We start from the raw sequence: 19100 nt of genomic DNA, 5'->3' as shown, positions 1-19100 counted from the left end.
CTCCAGCCCTTCGGCCAGCATCAGGCGCCGCGCTTCCTGCAGGCGCAGCTGCTTCTGATACTGCAACGGACTCATCGCGGTCATCGCCTTGAAACGGTGGTGCAGGGTCGAGACGCTGAGGTTCACCTCTTTCGCCAGATCATCGATGCGCAACGGCTGTTCGAAGTTGCCGTTGAGCCATTTGATCGCCTGGCTGATGCGATGGCTCTGACTGTTGGCAATCGCGATCTCATACAAGCGGTGGCCCTGCGGACTGCGCAGCAGGCGATAGAGAATTTCCCGGCGAATCAGCGGCGCGAGCATGGCGATGTCTTTCGGCGCATCCAGCAGTCGTGCCAGACGCAACACCGCGTCGAGCATCGCGCTGTCGATCTTTTCCACATACAGGCCACGCCCGGTCGGCCGGGTCGGCACGCCCATGGGGCCGGCGTCGGCGATCAGTGCGGTGATTTCCGCCGGATCGATGTCCAGACGCACGGCGAGGATCGGATCTTCGGGCGAGACATTCACAACCCGCCCGCTCAGCGGCATCGAGACCGAGACCACCAGGTAATTCAGCGGGTCATAGTTGAAGTACTCGTCCGCCAGTCGCACCTCTTTGCGCCCCTGGGCCATGATGCACAACGCCGGTTGCGCCAGCACCGGGGCGAAGTCGTGGGATTTTGTGTGGCGCGACATGAACAGCGAGCCGATTGCGGTCTGGTAACTGCCGTCGTCGGTGGTGTTGCGGCGGATGATCCCCGCGAGCTCCGCACGCTGTTTTTCCATGTCGACATCGAGCGGGGCCTGGAAACGATCGAATGACGTCATGCGCGGCATCCTCTGCTAAGACGGTGGAATGGGGCAGAGCCTATATTTGTGCAAGCGCAAGCGGTAGACACATCCTGTCAAATGCTTGCCTGATTCTGCATCGGCTGATTTTTTGCCCCCGCCATCAGCCTGCACCCGACGCACAGTGCCTGCGGTCGAATCCCCCGTAGGAGCTGTCGAAGGCTGCGATCTTTTGATTTTAAAAACAAAAATCAAAAGATCGCAGCCTTCGGCAGCTCCTACACAAAAGCGGTGTGACAGCGGTATGACAGGTTTCTACCCATCGATGCGGGGCGTTTGTGCAGTCTCGCAGGATTGTGCAACGCAGCGGCAGGAATCGACTAACGGCACCTTGCGCCCGGCCCTTAACCTTGGATCCTGTCGCAGCCCGTCCCCCGGCTGCCACGCGACTCCCTGGGAGGGTTGAACATGTCCAAGCAGATTCCCGTCAGTCATATGGCCTTCGTTCGAGCGCGCGCCGGACGCTCCGCCGAACTGGGTGCACGCCTCAGTGCCTTGATCGAGCCTTCACGCAGCGCCCCCGGTTGCCTGAACTTTGCCCTGCAGCATTCGCAATGTGATCCGGACCTGTGGCTGGTCTCCGGTTTCTGGAGCCATCAACAGGCGATGACCGCCTATTTCAGCAGCCCGTCGATGCAGGTCTTTGCCGAATTGGTCCAGGATCTGGTGGTCAACAGCCTGGATTTCCACACCTTCAAAGAGGTGTCGGCGGCGCAGGCGCTGGGACAATGCCCGGCACCGATACACAAACTCGCCGGTTGAGGGTTTAATGTCCGGCTTATTCATCTGAGCCAGGATCTGTGCCATGGCACGTAAAGAGTTCGAAAACTTCGAAGCAGTCTCCGCAGTCGTCCCCGTCGAGTTGGGCGGCAACAAGGGTTATCACGCGGCAATCGCGGTCAAGGCCCTGGTCGATGGCGGTGCGCCACGCTTCCACAAACTGCTGGGTGATCAGGTATTCCCCGGCGCCATCGCTGCCGATGAGGCTGCCATCAATGAGCTGGACCGCCTCAAGGGTGTCACTGATGACGCCGAGTTGATCTGGTAGTTATTTGACCGCCCCCGGGCGCCACATCTTGAACAGGGCTTCAGGCCCCAGCTGGAAATAGTCCGCCGGCCCGCCGCCGCGCAGAATCGGTTCTGCCGCGGCGGTGTCGTAGATTCCGTCCTTCAACAGCCATTTGGCGATATGCACGGCGACCACTTCGCCGAGCACCAGCCAGCTCGGCACGGTTTCGCCATCGGCGCGCTGCAACTGAATGATCTGCGTGACCTTGCACTCGAAGGACACCGGGCTTTCGGCTACCCGTGGCACCGCAATCACCTTCGACGCCGCCGGCGTCAGCCCCGCCAATTCAAACTCGTTGACCTCAGGCGCGACCATCGCGCAGCTCTGGTTCATCTGCTCGGCCAGCGGCCGGGTGGCGAGGTTCCAGGCGAACTCGCCGGTCTGCTCGATGTTGTTCAGGCTGTCTTTGCGCCCGACGCTGGAAAAACCAATGATCGGCGGGATGTAGTTGAACGCGTTGAAGAAGCTGTATGGCGCCAGGTTCAACTGCCCATTGGCATCCTGCGAAGAAATCCAGCCGATAGGGCGCGGGCCGACGATGGCGTTGAACGGATCGTGGGGCAGGCCGTGGCCGTTGGCGGGTTCGTAGTAGTGGATGTCATCGGACATGTTGAATGAATTCCTGAGGCTGCGTTTGGATGCAGCCATAGTGCAAGGACGCCCCGCATATTTCCAGCCAGACACTGATCCCACTGTAGGAGCTGCCGCAGGCTGCGATCTTTTGATTCTGTTTTTCAAGATCAAGATCAAAAGATCGCAGCCTTCGGCAGCTCCTACAGGGGAATTGTGTGGATTTCAGAAATGACTAAGCCCGGCCGGAGCCGGGCTGTGGAAGCGCTGCTGATACTTAGCTGATGGCTGCAGCAGTACCGGTCTTGTCGAAGCCATCGGCGGCCACGGTTTTGCCGATGTTGGTTTTATCGAAACCGTCAGCAGCGTAAGTGCCCGAGTGGCTGGTTTCGATGGCGGCGGTGCCGCCGGAGATGAAGTCGGCCGATTTGGTTTTGTCCGAGCCATCGGCAGCGAAGGTGTTGGCGGCCAGTACGGACAGGGTCAGGGCGAGGATCAGTTTGGTTTTCATGTTCGTGACTCCAGATGAGTTGGCGGTGTGTCTTGCTTGGGTTTAATGCTACGCCAACTAAATTGATTAAAAAGCGCAAATTAATGCTAAAAACAATCGATTAAATTGATGTTAAGGGCGGCGCATTGATTGGCTTCCACTGTCGGGAGCGAACGCCGCGCAGGTCATCGATCAGGTATTGGTAAGGTGCAAGGGCAGCATTAATGGGGGATTAATCGCTGTTTTCGCGATATGACAGATTTTTCATCTGTTGCCGACCGCTTTTTCACCGGCGCATCGCCAGTCTGCCCACGGCCAGAAAACCAAGAAACGGCCGCCACACACTGGAGCTTTGCTTGCGATGAACAAACTGCCTCAAATCACCCTGGCGTTCTGGGTCATGAAAATCTGCGCGACGACCCTGGGGGAAACCGCGGGGGATTTGCTATCGATGACCCTCAACGTTGGGTACGCCCTCAGCTCGCTGATCCTGATCAGCGTGTTCGTGCTGACCCTGATCAGCCAACTGATGGCCAAGACCTACAAGCCGCTGCTGTACTGGATCGTGATTCTGTCCACCAGCACCGCCGGCACCACCCTGTCCGACTTCATGGACCGCACCCTTGGGCTCGGGTATGCCACCGGTTCGATGATCCTGATTGCGATTCTGCTGGCGATCTTCGCGGCCTGGCGCCTGAGCGGCGATTCGCTGAACGTCAGCAAGGTGCAGACCTTTCGCGGCGAGATGTTCTACTGGATGGCGATTCTGTTTTCCAACACCCTGGGCACGGCGCTCGGCGACTACCTGGCCGATGATTCGGGCCTGGGGTTTGCCGGAGGTGCGCTGCTGATCGGCTCGACCATCGCCGTGGTCGTGGCGCTCAAATACTTCACGAAGATTTCGTCGGTGCTGTTGTTCTGGGTAGCGTTCGTGCTGACCCGGCCGTTCGGTGCGACCTTGGGCGATCTGATGACCAAGCCCCATGAAAAGGGTGGCCTGGACTTCGGCACCATCGGCTCGTCGGCGGTGCTGGCGGGGATTCTGCTGGCGATGATTGTCGGCGCGTCGTATGCACAGAAGCGTTATGGCAAGCCGCCGGTGGCCGAGTTGACTTGATACCGAGTCGCCCCCATCGCTGGCAAGCCAGCTCCCACAATAATTGGTGATGTACACAAATTCTGTGTGCACCACCTGACCCTGTGGGAGCTGGCTTGCCAGCGATGAGGCCACCCAGCCACCATTGCAGTGGCTGTGAAATCCCGATCAGTCAGTCACGATCCGCGAGTGTTTCTGCGTGTCTTTCATGGTGATGTACACCAGCAGCGACACCGCGATGCACGCGGTCACGTACCAGTAGTAACCGGTTTCCATGCCGATGCTCTTGAACCACAGCGCGATGTATTCGGCGGTGCCGCCGAAGATCGACACGGTCAGTGCGTACGGCAGGCCGACGCCCAGCGCGCGGATTTCGGTCGGGAACAGCTCGGCTTTCACCACGGCGTTGATCGAGGTGTAGCCGCTGACGATGATCAGTGCCGCCATGATCAGGAAGAACGCGCCCCACCAGGTCTGGATGGTGTGCAGGGTCATCAGGATCGGCACGGTGAAGATCGTACCGAGCACGCCGAAGGCGATCAGGATCGGACGCCGACCGATCTTGTCCGACAGGCCGCCGATGATCGGTTGCAGGCACATGAACAGGAACAGCGTAGCGGCAGAAATGGTGGTCGAGTCGGAGATGCTCATGCCGACGGTGTTCACCAGGTATTTCTGCATGTAGGTGGTGTAGGTGTAGAACGCCAGCGTACCGCCCATGGTCAGGCCGACCACGGTCAGCAGTTCTTTCGGGTGGCGCAGCAAGGTGCGCATCGCGCTTTCCTTGGACTTCTCTTTTTTGGTGAACGACTCGGTTTCTTCCATGCCGCGACGCAGGTACAGCGCGACGACTGCGCACAGTGCGCCGATGGCGAACGGAATACGCCAGCCCCACGCGTACAGCTGTTCGGTGGTCAGCATGTTCTGCAGCACGATCAGCACGCCCAGGGCGATGAGCTGACCGGAGATCAGGGTCACGTACTGGAAGCTGGAGAAGAAGCCGCGACGTTCCCTGGTCGCCATCTCCGACAGATAGGTGGCGGAGGTGCCGTATTCACCGCCGACCGACAGGCCCTGCAGCAAACGGGCGAACACCAGCAGGATCGGCGCGCCGATGCCGATGGTTTCATAGTTCGGGCTGAGGGCGATCAGCAAGGAGCCAAAGCACATCAGGTAGACCGAAGCCATCAGGGCTTTCTTGCGCCCGACTTTGTCAGCGTAGAGGCCCATCAACCAGCCACCGATCGGGCGCATCAGGAAGCCCACGGCGAAGATCGCGGCGGTGTTCATCAATTGCGCAGTGGTGGAACCGGCGGGGAAGAAGGTCTTGGCGAAGTACAGCGAAAATGCTGCGTAAACATACCAGTCGTACCACTCGACCATGTTGCCGACCGAGCCGCTGAAGATCGATTTGATACGGCTGGCGGTGGTTCTTTCTTTGGCGGGCACGGCAGCCGACCCAAGGGGCAGGGCGTTGGAGTTATCCATTGAAGGATCCTTCGTTTAATTGTTTTTGTGGAGCGCGTCGAAACGCAGCCTGCAGGGGCTATAGCAGGAGCTGTGCCAACGGGGAGAGGGGCGGTTTAGAAGGGGTGGCAGGATTTTATGAGCGGAAATCCGCTTATGGCTGGATGGTTGTGAGCGGAAAATTGCTCATTCAGGCTGATGGATAAATGTTGCCTGTGCGGGCCGCTTCGCGGGCAAGCCCGCTCCCACAGTGGTCGGTGGTGTTCACACATTCTGTGTTCAGCACAAAACCCTGTGGGAGCGGGCTTGCCCGCGAAGAGGCCGGATCAAACACTGCAAAATTCAACTGCCCGGAACAAACATCTCCCGACTCAACCCATGCCGCTGCAGCTTTTCATTGAAGGTGCGGCGCGGCAGTTGCAACTCTTCCAGCACCGCCTTCACATCGCCCTTGTGCCGTGTCAGCGCCGCGCGCAGGCACTGCGCTTCAAACGCTTCCTGCTGCGCCGCGAGCGACTGGCCAGGGTCGATGCCTTGCACCGGTTCATCCAGCCCCAGCACCTGACGCTCGGCGACGTTCGCCAATTCGCGCACGTTGCCCGGCCAGTCATGGCTGAGCAGGTGGCTCAATTGCGCACCGCTCAGCGGTGGAAAGGTGCGCCCCAGGCGTTGGGCGGCACTGAAGGCGAACGACTCGAACAGCAGCGGAATGTCTTCGCGACGATCGCGCAGCGGCGGCAGGCGCAGTTCGGCGACGTTCAGGCGATACGCCAAGTCTTCGCGAAAACGTCCGGCCCGGGCCTCATCCAGCAGGTCGGGTTTGGTCGCAGCCACAATCCGCAGATCGACGCGAATGCTCTGGTTCGAACCCAGCCGCTCCAGCTTCTGTTCCTGCAACACCCGCAGCAGCTTCACTTGCTGGGCCAGTGGCATGCTTTCGATTTCATCGAGGAACAGCGTGCCGCCGTCGGCATATTCCAGTTTGCCGATACGTTTGCCGGAAGCGCCGGTGAACGCGCCACTTTCATGACCGAACAACTCGGCCTCGAACAACTGCTCGGGGATCGCCGCGCAGTTCAGTGCCACAAACGGTTTGTCGGCGCGCGGGCCGAAATCATGCAGACAGCGGGCGATCAGTTCCTTGCCGCTGCCGGTCTCACCACGGATCAACACGTTGACCGGCAGCGCCGCGAGATCCAGCACTTGCCGACGCAAGGTCTGCATGCCACGGGACACGCCGAGCAGCGTGGCGTCGAGTCTGGCGCGGTGGTCGGCCTGCTCGTGCAGGGCACGGTTTTCCAGAACCAGCCGACGCTTGTCGAGCGCCCGGCGCAGACTGCCGAGCAAGTTTTCCGGGCTGAACGGTTTTTCCAGAAAGTCATAGGCGCCGTCACGCATGGCTTCGACCGCCATCGGCACATCACCGTGACCGGTGAGCAGAATCACCGGCAGATCGGCGTCACGCCGCTGCACCTCGGCCAGCAACTCCAGACCACTGAGCCCCGGCATGCGCACATCGCTGAGGATCACGCCGGGGAAGTGTGCGGGCAGCGCGGCGAGGCAGTCTTCGGCGCGGCTGAACAGCTGCACCTCGAACCCCGACAGGCTCAGCCATTGCTCGACGGCGCTGCGGATGCTGCTTTCGTCATCGACCACCATCACTGAGTTGAGCATCAGATGTGTGCCTCCAGATCGATCGGCAGGGTCAGGCTGAACACGGCGCCGGCCTCGCCATTTTCAACACTCAGACGCCCGCCGGATTCATGCACGATGGCGAACGATACTGCCAGCCCCAGGCCAAGGCCGTCACCCACAGGTTTGGTGGTGAAGAACGGGTCGAACACTTGATTCAGGTGCTCTACGGCAATCCCGCCGCCATTGTCGATCACGCTCAGGCGCCACAGTTGTTCGTCGGCCTCAAGACGGATTTCCAGACGCTTGCACGGTTTGCCCTGCATCGCATCGAGAGCATTGCGCAGCAGATTGATCAGCACCTGTTCGAGGCGGATCGCATCGCCCCGCACCCACGCCGGTCGCGTCAGGTGCAGCATCAGGCTGACCTGTTCATCGCGCAGGCGAGCGTCGAGCAGTTGCAGCGACTGATCGACCACCGTCGCCAGATCCAGTCGCTCGCGCAGGCCGCTGGGGCTCTTGCGGGCAAAGGTTTTCAGGTGGCCGGTGAGCGACGCCATGCGCGTGAGCATGTCGTCCACCGGTTTGAGCGCTTTGTACGCGTCATCGACGCGGCCATGCTCAAGCAGCAGGCGCAGCGTTGCGAGCTGCATGCGTTGCGCGGTCAGCGGTTGATTGATTTCGTGGGCCAGTGCGGCGGACATCTGCCCCAGTGCGGCGAGCTTGGCCGATTGCACCAGACCGTCCTGGGCGGTGCGCAGATCGCGAGTGCGTTCTTCGACCAGTTGTTCGAGTTCTTCGCGGTTGCGCTGGCGGATTTTCGACAGGCGCCAGCGCTGATTGAGGAACAACAACAGAAACACCAGCGCCAGCCACACACCGGCAGCAGCCAGCCCGGCGTTGCGCAAGTCTTCGAAGGCTACTTGCGGGCGGCGCAGCAGGTGCAGGGTCCAGCCTTCGGCGGCCAGCGGCAGCGATTCCCACAGATAATCCGCCGTGCCTTGCGGGCCTTCAACCCGGCGCAGGTCGCTGTTGTCGTCGAAGTGACGCAGGGACAGATGCGTCAGCGGGATCAGCGATTGCTTGTCGTACTGGCGCGTGCGCATGATCTCGTCCATGTCGCGGCTATCGAGGGGCCGCAACGAACGATAGCGCCAGCCGGGCTGGTTGGCGATGAAGATGATCCCGCGTGCATCGCTGACCAGCAGGGTGTCGCTGCCCTGACTCCACTCGCGCTCAAGTTCGGGGAATTCCAGTTTGACCACCATTGCCCCGAGGAACTGATTGCTGTCGTCCAGCACCGCGCTGGACAGAAAGTAACCGGGGATGCCACTGGTCACGCCCACCGCATAAAAACGCCCGCTGCCCTGGGTGCGGGTCTGGCTGAAGTACGGACGAAAACCGTAGTTGTGGCCGACATAACTGCTGGGCAGGCGCCAGTTGCTGGCGGCCACCGCCAGGCCGGTGTGGTCGAGCAGTTCGAGGGTCGAGGACTGCGCCGCGCCGTTGATCTTTTCCAGCTTCAGATTCAGTTCGTTCTGTTGTTCGGCGCCTACCGGCCCGGCGAGTGCGCCGCGCAATTGCGGGTCCAGCGCCAGCACGGCGGGCAGGGCGCGATAGCGGTCGATCAGGGTGTGCAGTGAGTTGGCATACAGCGTCAGTTGCTGGTTGGCGCGAGCGGCGTCTTCTTCCAGTGCCTGGCGTTCGGCGTGGCGGATGGCGAGCGTGGCGGCGATGGCCGCACCGGCGATGATCAGCAGGGTATACAACGACAGACGCAGGGTACGGGAAGTCGGCAGCATGCTGGGCTAATGGATAAAGGGACGGGCGGGCACGATAGCATGCGCCGAAGAGGCTCGGCGCACTGTTCCAATGCCCTTTTGACGTTATGCGAACGTTTCTCCGACCGAGACCCGATGAATGAGTTTTCGCGGTTTGGGGATGGGTCTGAGCCTTGCTTCCTCAGTCACGGTGCTCTGCAATTCTTGCAGACGGTTGCTCACCTCGGCGGCGATGTCGGGGGCGTCATCCATGACCTTCTGTGCCGTCTCCAGTACCTTGTCGATGGCTTCGAACGGGTCGATTCCGGTTCTCAGCAGCTTGATGACCTCGCGTTGCTTGTCACTGGCCAGGGCTTTTAACTGGTCTTCGAACTGCGTCTGAAGGAACGCTGGATATTCTTTGAGGGTGGCAGTCATGTTTTTGATGCTCTCCATCACCGTCTTGCCGCCATTGAGCAGATCGGTGGCGCCATCAACCACGCGGGTGGCGGTATCACTGGCGTTTTGCAGGCCATCCTTGAGTTCCTGGGTGTGCAGCGTTTGCGCAAGCTTCAACCCTCTCTTGAAAAAGTAATAGCGCAGCACGGGGAAAACGATCAGGCCAAACAGAGCTCCTGCGCCGCTGCCGATGGCATTGCCGAGTCCCGGTATCGCCGTGCCTATAAGCCCACCGACAAAGCCCCCTTTCCCGGCACCGTACAGGGCCGATTTGATGCCAGCCCGGGACTTGATGAATTTTCCGAACGTCATGTTCTTTCGTATGTCTTCGATGTCCGCACCTTCCGGCACCAGATCGTCGAACTCCTGAGTCAGGTTGTGCAATTGATCGGCCGCTGTTTTGGCATGATCGAGCAGGCCGATCGCTTTTCTGGCCAGATCGAAAACCTCCATGGAGGTGCCTGTCCGGTCGACATGGGTCAGCGGGCCGTTGCTGACGAACGCATACAGATTCAGCCCGTCGACATCACCCGCCGGGTCAGCACTGACCCAGCGTTGCAGCCACGGTGCGTAATACCGCGCGCCGTAGTAATACAGACCGCTGGCATCCATTTCCTGGCCCGAGTAACGGATCGTTTTGTAACCCGCCTCCACGGCTGAGCGGGCGGCCCACCAGGCCGTTCCACCGAAGGCGTAATAATGCTCCAGGCTGATGACACCGGCGCGGCGGTCCAGCTCCAGCGAGCAGGACCCGAGGTGATCGTCGAGGCTGTAACGCAACTGATCGGTTTCGATTTCCGCCGGTTGACCACTGAGCCAGTGCAGGCAGCGCGCGCCGGGCAGCACGATGACGTGCAACTGCTGACCATCGCTGCGGGTGTGGATCTCCAGGCCCGGCAAATAGCGCACTTCGCTGCGGTGAGTGACATTCACTGCGTGGCTGGAACTGACTTTACTGACGCGCTCACCCTGGCTGTAAAGGTAAACCTCGTCGTCGTCGGGCAGACCATTGCTGTGTTGCAGCAAGGTCACGCGGGCCAGCTGGTCGCGGCTGTTCCACTGCAGCGGCAGGACGCCCGGTTGCAGTTTCAGCAAGTTGCCGTGCAGGTCGAAATGCTCGCTGAACACCGGGTCGGGATCGCCACTTGTGCCGCGCACCGCGCGATTGCTGTGCGGATCGATGACCATGTGCTGCGTGAAGTTGTGGCCTTCGCGCACATGCCGCAGTTCGATCAGATTGTTGCCGGCGTCGTAGCGGTAGTGCTCGGTGTAGTTGTAGCGTCGGCCGGGGTCGATGGGGACCGGCTGCGGCAGGCCGGGCGTCTGCTGGGGAATCTCGCCTTCGAAGCCGCTGCATTCGCGCAGGCGATACAGCGAGTCGTAGACAAACTCGCGCTTGCCCTCCACCCGTTGATTGGCGAAATACACCGTGCCGAGGGTGTGGTCTTCGATTTGCAGGACATTGCCGACCGGGTCGTAGGTGTAATGCAGATCCTGCAGCGCCGCCTGCTGATCCTTGCGCGCCAGTTGTCGACTCAGGCGACCATCCGCCGGATCGTGCAGCCACTGGCTGCGCACACCGTTGCCGGCCAGTTGCTCGGTCAACTGGCCGGCAGCGTTGTAGTGGCTCTGCCGGATCACCGGTTCTGGCGCACTGGCACCGGCGAGCCACATCCAGACCTGCTGCAGTTGTCCGGCGACGTCATGACGCGATTGCTGGCGATGGCCGCCGGCATCGGTCACTTGCACCACGTTGCCCAATGCATCGTGATCGATGAGGGTGGTGAACGCTGCAGTCTCGCCGGCGAACAGTCGGGATTCATGCGTGCGCTGAGCGAGCAGGGTGTAGCCTTGCAGCCGAAGGAGGCCGGCGGGGTCGAACTGTTCCGTCAATTGCCCGCACAGGTTGGACCCGGCGTCCGCGTGGCTGTCGGCGTAGGAGAAACGCTCGACGTCGGGCTGGGCATTCTCGGTGACGGCGACCAGCCGCAGCAAAGGGTCATAACGGTTATGCCAGTGGTTGCCGCGCTGATCCCAGCGTTGCAGTCGCTCATTGGCCAGGCCCGGCAGGTGCAAGCGCCAGCCTGCATCCACGCTGTCGACTTTGAGCGGCTGCCCGTTCAGGTCATACACGCTGGCAAGATTGGGCCGGGGCGCGGTGCCAGACAGGCGTGGGTCCCATTGTTCGACCTGTCGCCCGGCAGGATCGTAGCGTTGTCGGGTAATGAGGGCGGCTGCGCGCGCGCCGCTTTCATTGCGCCAATAGGCCACCTGACGCACGTGCAGGGTGCGGCTGTCGTACACGGTCAGGGTCGGTGTGCGCCAGTCAAGCGAGTCAGTTGGCATGGGTCCACCACTTGTAGAAGGCGGTTTTGCTGATGTTACTTGGAGGTGTCGGGTGTGCTTTTTCTCCGAGGAACCGGCCATCGCTGGTAAGCATCTCTCGGTAGGCCTTAAGGCCGCGTTGAGCATGGGCGATGTCGACAAGGATGTTACGTGTCTGGTCTTGCAACGCCTGGCGGGTAACGGTGTGAAAGCCGTTCTTCAGGACATCGGAGCCAAGCGTGTCGAACCCGCTTTCAGCAGCGGCCGAGCGGATCTCGATTGCACTTGTCCAGTCATCAAGCAACGCCTCGATCTTGCCGATTTTCATCGGGGTGAGACCATCATCGATGTCTGCGGCTTCAATGGCCCGAGCAAACAGGTTGATCGACGCGGGGATGATCGATATCCAGCTGCCCATCGCTCTGTTCATGATGAAGTCCGGGTTGAGCACTGAGTTGAGCGCAGAGTCCACCCCTTCACGCACGTCTGACCAGCTATTGATCGAAATTGATTCTTCAGGCTGGTAGATGCCCAGATCGCTATCGATTCTCTCGACGGACATCGTCGAAGTCTGCGGGATCAGTGGCCCGAGGGTGATTCCGGTGTGTTCCGCCAGTGCATTGGTCAATGGGTCAATGACCGCTCCCGCCAGGTCGCCGGCAACATTGCCCCCTACCACGCCGCCAATTGTGAGGTAAGGGATCACTGGAGGAATGGCCGGTGCGACCAGATCCACCAGACCCGCACCCTTGAGCCCTGCTTCATAACCGACGACACCTTTCACTACCTCGACGGCAAAATTGGCCAACAGATTGCGCCCGATATTTTTCTTGTGAATGATGTTGTGCATCGTGAAAAGCAACCGATTGCTGTGACCGCCAACAGCAGAGATAAAGGCTGAATATTGCAGGATCTCGCTTTGGGCCTTGCTCGTTCCACCGGCATCCACAAAGCGCAGGGGGTTGTTGCCGACGAAGGCGTACAGATTCGGCCCGTCCGCAGTCCCTGCCGGGTCAGGGCTGATCCAGCGTTGCAGCCACGGTGCGTAATACCGCGCACCGTAGTCATACAAACCGCTGACATCCATCTCCTGACCTGAGTACCGCACAAACCTGTACGCCACTTCGATTGCCGAGCCCGCCGCCAGCCAGGCCGTGGCGCCAAACGGGTAATAGCCTTCGTGGCTGATCATGCGCGCCTGCTGATCAAGCTCCATGGCGCACGAACCCAGGTGATCCTCCAGGTGGTAGCGCAACTGGTCGGCATCGATCCCGGACGGTTGGCCCGCGACCCAATGCAGACAGCGCGTACTGCCGGCACCGGCGGCGAGGGTGATCAGGTGCAGTTCCTCACCGTTGTCCCGACGGCGGATCTCCAGCCCCGGCAGATACCGCACTTCATGAAAATGTTCGGCATTGGCAGCGTAGGTGGTGTGGCGTTTGTAGACGCGCTGGCCCTGGCTGTAGACATAGCGTTCGGCATCGGTGGAGCCGTCGTCATGCCTCACCAGATTCACTGCGGCCAGTTGATCGCGTGTATTCCAGTCCAGCGCCTGGCCGGGCTGCAGGGCTTGCAGGTTGCCGTGACGGTCGAACAGTCTGTCGAACTCCGGTGACGGATCGCCCTCGCGCCAGCGCACGCCCCGGTTGCTGAGCGGGTCGATGAACATTTCCCGGGTATGGCTGGCGCCTTCGCGCGCATGGACCAGCCGGATCAGGTTGCCGCCGGCATCGTAGGTGTAGGTCTGCAGATAATTGCGCCGGTCGGCAGGGTCGCTCGGCTGTGGCCGTCCCGGATTATCGGCGGCCGGTGCATCGTCGTGACCGCTGGCACTGTGCAAGTGGTAGAGCGAGTCGTAGCTGAACTCGCGATGACCGTCGACGCGCTGGTTGGCGAAATGGCTGGGCGTGAAGGCATGGTCGTCGATGCGAGTGACGTTGCCCATCGGGTCGTAGCGGTATTCGAAGTCCTGCAAGGGTGGTTGCTGCCCGACCCGGGCGGTTTGCCGGTGCAGCCGGCCATTGGCCGCGTCATACCACCAGCGCGTGTTCACCTGATTGGCAGTGCGCTGTTCGATGATCTGCCCCGCGGCGTTGTACTGTGCGTCGAGCAGCACAGCCTGCGCGGGTTGCCCCGCGAGCTGCAACTGGCTGTGGTTGAGTTGTCCGGCGCAGTCGTAGCCCAGAAGTTGCCGGTGCTGGCCTGCATCGGTTTGCTCCAGCAGGACGCCCAGCGGGTTATAGCGGCGGCGGCTGGCAAAGGCCTGGTCATCATTAAAAGTGCGGGTCTCGGCCAATGGTTGCCCGCCCAGGCCATAACCCTGCAGGTGCAGGCTGCCCGAGGCATCGCGACATTCGAGCAATTGCCCGCGAAGGTTGTGCCCGGCGTCATGGGCGGCGTCGCCATAGACGAATGTTTCATCATCGGCCGGATTCGTGGCGTTGCTCACCTGCACGACTCGCAACTGCGAGTCGTGCGTTGTACGCCACACGGTGCCGCGCCCGTCCCAACGCCGCAGCGACTCACCGGCCAGGCCCGGCAGCGACAGGCGCCAACCGGCGTCGACACTGTCGGTTTGCAGGGGCGCCCCCGTCAGGGTGTAGACGCTGGTCAGACACGGTCGCGGCAGGCGCGGGTCCCATTGGGCAACGAGCCGGCCTGCGGCGTCATGTTGCTGTCGGCTGACCAGCGCAGCCGCCGGCGCATCGGCGAAGGTGCGCCAGTAACCGATCTGGCGTACTGGCAGACCGCGACCTTCGCTTGCCTCGATAACCGGCGTCCTGCGATGGACGTTCATGGCTGCCCCGACTCGTCGGTATCGTTAAAGTCTTCACTGGTGTGATACCAGGGGTGATACGTCTCGCGAGAGAAATGGCCCTTGGCATTGATCAGTTTGACCGGGCGACCGAGCGGGTCATGGAACAGTTGATCGAAATAACCGTGCTCGCGCAGGGAAGCATCGTTGACGTAGCGATGGGTATTGGCGAAGAACGGCCGGAACTGGCGCACGGCCAGGCCTTTGTTGTTGTATTCCACCCGTTCGCTGATGCGCCAGCGCGGATCGGCCATCTCTTCAAGCAGCTTGCCGTCTTCGACGATCAGCTCACCGTCGTCATCCACCACATAGGCCAGGCCCGGCTCGACCCGTTGCTGGGTCTGCAAGGTGCGCCCGAACCCATCGACACAGGCCTTGATGATGTGGATCTGCGCAGCGACCGGATCGTCAGGGTAGCGGTCGGCGCTGAGCACGACGCTGTGCACCGGCTCGCGGGGGACGCGCTCGATCGCGGCCTTCAACGCCTGTTCAGCCGGGCTGAGTGTCATTGCCCCGGCCAGATGCCGACGAGCGCTGGCACGGATATGGCCGCTGGGCAGGACATGACCGGCCGCGACCCATTCGGCGAAATGTCCGGAGTCTGCAGCGGTGCCTGGCGGCAGTTGCCCCATCCAGCTGAACAGATCCTTGCGCAGGGTGCTGGCCGCTTTTTGCACCGCGCCCTGCGGATCATCGATAGCCGGGTCAGGGCGATGGTCGGTGGGCGGGACGTATTCATCCAGTGGCCGGAAACCTGCCGGTTGGCCGTTTTCAGTGCCGAAAAAACTGACCGCCAGCGGTTGCCCGGAGGGCTCGTAGAGCGCTTGCTGTTCGTTATCGTTGGCGTCGATGATCCGCAGCGGCTGCAACGCGTGATAGTCATACTCGACGCCGGTTGTGCAGCCGTCGGGCAACACAACGGTTTTCACGGCCAGGTGATAGGCGTCGTATTCGGCCAGGGTGACGCCATGGCTGAGGGTTTCCCTGTATTCGCGCACCTTGTGAAAACCGTCGGCGTCGGCGTATTTGACGAAACCATACTCAGCCGACCAGAGGTTGTCCTGTGCATCGGCGGCAGGCGCCGGTTCGAACAGCAGCGGCATCGGGTTGAATCCGATGTTCGCCAGTTCAACGCGGATATCGAACGGCGGCGGCAGGTCGCCGTAGGCATCCAGCGCGGTCTTGTCCATCTGCGCCAGTTCCAGCGGGCCTGCCAGCGCGGCAAACTCCGCCTGACCGTCGGGCAGCAGCGACTGGTCGAGGGTCTTGCGATAACGCTGTACGGATTGCGAGGTCAGCACCCGCGCAGCCCACCACTGGGCAGAGTCCTGATGGCGGGTCAGTTGTTCGAACGACACCTGCGCCGCCGTCAGCCCGTCGGGCAGCGTACCCTTGGGCAGCACCAGTGCATTGCCGCGCTGCTGAAAAGGCAGACCGAGCCGCCAGTGCTGCGGGTCTTCGATATCGATGTAGCGCGAGCGGGTTTCGTTCACGTACCAGGATTGCTGCGCCGGATCATGGGCGTCGAGCCACCACTGCTGCTCGTCCGGGTCGCTGAACGGTGGCGGGTCCTGCTCGGTGAGACGCCGGGCGTAATGCACGGTCATGGCCTGGATCGGCGCCCCCCAGGCACTGCTGCGCAGGGTCAGGTCATGGCTGATCTGAGGGTCGTCGATCTGTTGATCGTAGGCGTAGCGGATCTGCTCCAGTGGCAGGGGCAGCAGCACTGAATACCCGTCGTGGACGCCGCGGGCGCGAACCTCGCGCACCAGATAGCGATGTTCCGCCACGGCATAGGGCCTGGCTGAAACGGGGTCGTCGGCATCGGCATAGGTTTCGCTACGGATCATCGAGCCTGCCAGTGCCCGGGCGATTTCGTATTCGCTGTCGGCGTCGGGCGGGGTCACCGGCTCATCGATTTCGTCACCCGGATGAAAGTGGCTGAACAGAGTCTCGCCCAGTGGCACGGCTTGTCGGTCACCTGTGAAATAACCCTCGCGCGACATCGCCATCGATTGCCCGGTATGAAACCAGCTGTGCACCCGGACTGGCGCGGTGAACCCCACGTCATCGTCACCCGTGGCCGATTCGCTGTCGGTCTGGCGCAAGTGACCGAAGCCACGAAACTCGCGTTCGCGACCGTCGTAGACGCCGTGCCGGTAAATCACCGACTGCTTCAGGCAATTGCCGGTGATCTCGTCCAGTTGCGCCTGTCGGCTGACCACCTGAATCGGGAAGGGCAGGTAGCACGCGGGTGTCTGGTCGGGCGAGAGGCTCAGTCGCTCGCGTTTTTCGTCCAGCCATTCCTGGGCCGAACTGCGATAGGTCACGCTGGCGCTGCAGCCCATATTGTTGTTGCTGGCCGTGAGCAAGTACGGCTTGGCCGGCACAAAGTCATAGCGCCAGTGCTGCGGTTTGATGTGCGGCACGGTCAGGATCAGGCTTGCGCAACCCAGGCCTTGCAGGTCGGCCAGGCTGACCTGACACAGGCGGTCATAGCGCACGCCTTCGGGCCACGGCACGCTCACCGGTGTCTGCTCCAATCCGCGCCCGCCACGGTTGAGGTAGATATCGAAACCGTCCGAATTCAGGTAGATCAGCGCCGGCGCCCCGGAACCATCGAGGTCGGCGATGCGCACCCGCGCGACATCGAAGGTGGCGTACTCGAAGGGCAGGGCGCTGATCACCCGGCCCTTGCCGAAGCGACCATGACCCAGATTCGGCCAGCACTTGATCTCGTCATGACGGATACGGCACAGCTCGCTCATGTCGCTGCCCAGCAGATTGCCCAGCAGCACCAGCTCGCTGGGCGAGTTGCTGAACAACGGCAAACGATCGTCCGCCGGGGAATGTTCGACCTCTTGGGCGGCGGCGAAGCCTTCTTCACGCCGGTTGGCGTAGAGGCGCACCGCACGTGGGCCGATCAGGGCCAGTGAGCCGAGGCCGTCACCGGACAGATCACCCAGTTGCAGCAGCGAATGAAAGAACTCTGCGGGAAACCCGTTGAACGCCAGAAAGGGGGCAAAGGTGCGGTCGGCGTTCAGCGTGCGGAAACCCTGCAGGCCGGGTTGTGCGGTGATCCAGTCCAGTCGGCCGTCACCCGTGAGGTCGGTCAGCAGCTGCTGCGCATGGCTGTTGCGCCGGGCGAGGGGAATTTTGTCGAGCAGTGTCCAGGGGCTGTAATCGATCACATCCGCACCGGCCTCGCTGCGCAGCGGTTCGCGGTAGTGCCAGCCCTGGTCATAACGGCAGAGGAAACCGGGCACGCCTTCGCCGTACAGATCGACGCACTGATAGAAATCACCGTCGGCGATGCCCGGCATGTTCTGCGGCGAGAACAGCGGTCTGGGGGTTTTGTCGAGGGTGAACGGCGAGTAGTCGAACTCCACGGCAGGGGTGTTTTCCACCACGCCGCGGGCATCCCAGGCCTGATAGTGGGCGGCGCGGATCTGGCTGTAACCCCACGCCGTGGCCCGATCGAGGTACTCCAGCAGCAGGCGCCGGACCAGCACCGGTTCAGTGCCCGTTTCAGGGGCAAAGCGATGAAACATCAGCACTTGCTGGCAGAGGCGTCGGGTGCCCAGTTCAAAACCCTGGCCGAAGCTTGAAAAAGGATCCTGCCGGATCAGCCAGGGTTGCAGGGTGTTGCCGTCATACTCGGGTTTGTCGGTGAGTGAGCGGGTACGCTCGCCGTAGTCGAACACCAGATGAAAATGCCAGTCCAGCGTGGCCGCGTCTTCGGTGCGCCAGGCGTACAAGTCCTTGCTGGCCGTGACATTGCCGTAGAACACCCGATGCAGGTAGCGCTGGGCGCGGTAATCATGGACCGGGTCGGGATCCTCATCGTCAGCCTTGTAGGTGAAGCAGATGTGTTCACCCAGTGGATTGAGGCTCTCGCACAACAACCAGGTGCTGACGCGCGATGGATCGTCAGGATCGGCCCGGCGTGACGAGGCGGTCTTGCCATAGACATGCAATGAGCCGTCGGCACCGTGAATCAGCCAGAACGGTGGCTCGCCGGACTCGGGTTGCCAGCGCTCACGCAGCGCGAAGTCACTTTCGACCCTCGGCCAGTAACGGACGACCCCGTGCGGCCCGACATCCAGCCCGTCATAGACACGCTCGCTACGGGACTTGATCTGGCCTTCGGCGTCCAGCTCGGGCATCCACACTTCGCCGTCGTGACCGATGATTTCGTCATGATCGGTGTAGCGCGGCGTCCCCTTGCTGGTGCGCCGGCTGATCTGTCCTGATCCAAGGCTCCAGCCGATGCCGAACGGACCATTGCCGGCCTGGCTGCTGTAGCTCAGCGACAGCTGCGGGTCCCAGCCGCGCCCGCCGGACAGCGGCAAAGGCAGTTCAAAGGTCGCCGCACCGGTTGGCCCGACGGCGCCCCAACTCTTGCCGATGGTGGCAATCGATGCGCTTTTGGCGATGGATGGGGTGATGATGCTCAGGTCTTGATCGGCCATGATCGGTATCCATTGGCCACGTGAGAAACGTGGATGGACAGACGCTAGCAAGATCCGCTGAGTTCGTAACCTGTCAGATCTGACAGGTGCCAAAAGGCTATTAATGTGCTGGCC

The 19100-nt window shown here is 61.6% G+C and carries 12 protein-coding genes; 3 read left to right on the top strand and 9 right to left on the bottom strand.

Annotated features, from left to right (window positions below; genetic code table 11):
* Positions 1-810, bottom strand: an 810-nt coding sequence (locus tag DBR18_RS03470; RefSeq protein WP_256588516.1) for an AraC family transcriptional regulator, incomplete at its 3' end; no start/stop codon positions are given.
* Between the two features lie 429 nt (positions 811-1239).
* Here DBR18_RS03470 and DBR18_RS03465 point away from each other — a divergent pair.
* On the top strand, positions 1240-1593 hold the full coding sequence (locus tag DBR18_RS03465; RefSeq protein ID WP_108589267.1) for a putative quinol monooxygenase: 354 nt from the start codon (positions 1240-1242) through the stop codon (positions 1591-1593).
* 43 nt (positions 1594-1636) lie between these two features.
* Complete coding sequence (locus tag DBR18_RS03460; protein ID WP_108589266.1) at positions 1637-1879, top strand: hypothetical protein; 243 nt, start codon at positions 1637-1639, stop codon at positions 1877-1879.
* Here DBR18_RS03460 and DBR18_RS03455 read toward each other — a convergent pair whose 3' ends face one another.
* Positions 1880-2509 carry a flavin reductase family protein gene (locus DBR18_RS03455; RefSeq protein WP_108589265.1) on the bottom strand — a complete coding sequence of 210 codons (630 nt, stop codon included), beginning with the start codon at positions 2507-2509 and terminating at the stop codon, positions 1880-1882. It lies immediately after the preceding gene.
* Between the two features lie 238 nt (positions 2510-2747).
* On the bottom strand, positions 2748-2981 hold the full coding sequence (locus DBR18_RS03445; RefSeq protein ID WP_108589264.1) for a hypothetical protein: 234 nt from the start codon (positions 2979-2981) through the stop codon (positions 2748-2750).
* 340 nt (positions 2982-3321) lie between these two features.
* Between DBR18_RS03445 and DBR18_RS03440 the strand changes: the two genes are divergently transcribed.
* A complete protein-coding gene (locus DBR18_RS03440; RefSeq protein ID WP_108589263.1) occupies positions 3322-4077 on the top strand; it encodes a hypothetical protein in 756 nt (251 codons plus the stop codon).
* Positions 4078-4224: 147 nt separating this feature from the next.
* Here the strand turns inward: DBR18_RS03440 and DBR18_RS03435 are convergent, their stop codons facing one another.
* From DBR18_RS03435 to DBR18_RS03410, 6 genes are all read right to left on the bottom strand, one after another.
* Positions 4225-5544, bottom strand: coding sequence for an MFS transporter (locus tag DBR18_RS03435; RefSeq protein ID WP_108589262.1), 1320 nt, complete (start codon positions 5542-5544; stop codon positions 4225-4227).
* A 321-nt stretch (positions 5545-5865) separates the two neighbouring features.
* Positions 5866-7197: a sigma-54 dependent transcriptional regulator gene (locus DBR18_RS03430; RefSeq protein ID WP_108589261.1), complete on the bottom strand. Its 1332-nt coding sequence runs from the start codon at positions 7195-7197 to the stop codon at positions 5866-5868.
* On the bottom strand, positions 7197-8957 hold the full coding sequence (locus tag DBR18_RS03425; RefSeq protein ID WP_108589260.1) for an ATP-binding protein: 1761 nt from the start codon (positions 8955-8957) through the stop codon (positions 7197-7199). Before DBR18_RS03425 ends, DBR18_RS03430 begins: the two co-directional genes overlap by 1 nt.
* 84 nt (positions 8958-9041) lie before the next feature.
* Positions 9042-11720 carry an RHS repeat domain-containing protein gene (locus DBR18_RS03420; protein WP_108589259.1) on the bottom strand — a complete coding sequence of 893 codons (2679 nt, stop codon included), beginning with the start codon at positions 11718-11720 and terminating at the stop codon, positions 9042-9044.
* On the bottom strand, positions 11710-14496 hold the full coding sequence (locus tag DBR18_RS03415; protein ID WP_108589258.1) for an RHS repeat-associated core domain-containing protein: 2787 nt from the start codon (positions 14494-14496) through the stop codon (positions 11710-11712). The genes DBR18_RS03420 and DBR18_RS03415 overlap by 11 nt, the downstream gene beginning before the upstream one ends.
* Positions 14493-18986 (bottom strand): SpvB/TcaC N-terminal domain-containing protein, encoded by a 4494-nt coding sequence (locus DBR18_RS03410; protein WP_108589257.1) that lies wholly within the window; start codon positions 18984-18986, stop codon positions 14493-14495. The genes DBR18_RS03415 and DBR18_RS03410 overlap by 4 nt, the downstream gene beginning before the upstream one ends.
* Positions 18987-19100: the final 114 nt, after the last annotated feature.

The sequence above is a fragment of the Pseudomonas sp. HMWF021 genome, assembly GCF_003061005.1.
Taxonomy (GTDB): domain Bacteria; phylum Pseudomonadota; class Gammaproteobacteria; order Pseudomonadales; family Pseudomonadaceae; genus Aquipseudomonas.
This window is presented reverse-complemented; position numbering and strand designations above follow the sequence as displayed.

Bases quoted from the DNA above. Each gene is read 5' to 3' on its own strand.
- DBR18_RS03465 (WP_108589267.1), top strand. From the start codon at position 1,240: ATGTCCAAGCAGATTCCCGTCAGTCATATGGCCTTCGTTCGAGCGCGC.
- DBR18_RS03460 (WP_108589266.1), top strand. From the start codon at position 1,637: ATGGCACGTAAAGAGTTCGAAAACTTCGAAGCAGTCTCCGCAGTCGTC.
- DBR18_RS03455 (WP_108589265.1), bottom strand. From the start codon at position 2,509: ATGTCCGATGACATCCACTACTACGAACCCGCCAACGGCCACGGCCTG.
- DBR18_RS03445 (WP_108589264.1), bottom strand. From the start codon at position 2,981: ATGAAAACCAAACTGATCCTCGCCCTGACCCTGTCCGTACTGGCCGCC.
- DBR18_RS03440 (WP_108589263.1), top strand. From the start codon at position 3,322: ATGAACAAACTGCCTCAAATCACCCTGGCGTTCTGGGTCATGAAAATC.
- DBR18_RS03435 (WP_108589262.1), bottom strand. From the start codon at position 5,544: ATGGATAACTCCAACGCCCTGCCCCTTGGGTCGGCTGCCGTGCCCGCC.
- DBR18_RS03430 (WP_108589261.1), bottom strand. From the start codon at position 7,197: ATGCTCAACTCAGTGATGGTGGTCGATGACGAAAGCAGCATCCGCAGC.
- DBR18_RS03425 (WP_108589260.1), bottom strand. From the start codon at position 8,957: ATGCTGCCGACTTCCCGTACCCTGCGTCTGTCGTTGTATACCCTGCTG.
- DBR18_RS03420 (WP_108589259.1), bottom strand. From the start codon at position 11,720: ATGCCAACTGACTCGCTTGACTGGCGCACACCGACCCTGACCGTGTAC.
- DBR18_RS03415 (WP_108589258.1), bottom strand. From the start codon at position 14,496: ATGAACGTCCATCGCAGGACGCCGGTTATCGAGGCAAGCGAAGGTCGC.
- DBR18_RS03410 (WP_108589257.1), bottom strand. From the start codon at position 18,986: ATGGCCGATCAAGACCTGAGCATCATCACCCCATCCATCGCCAAAAGC.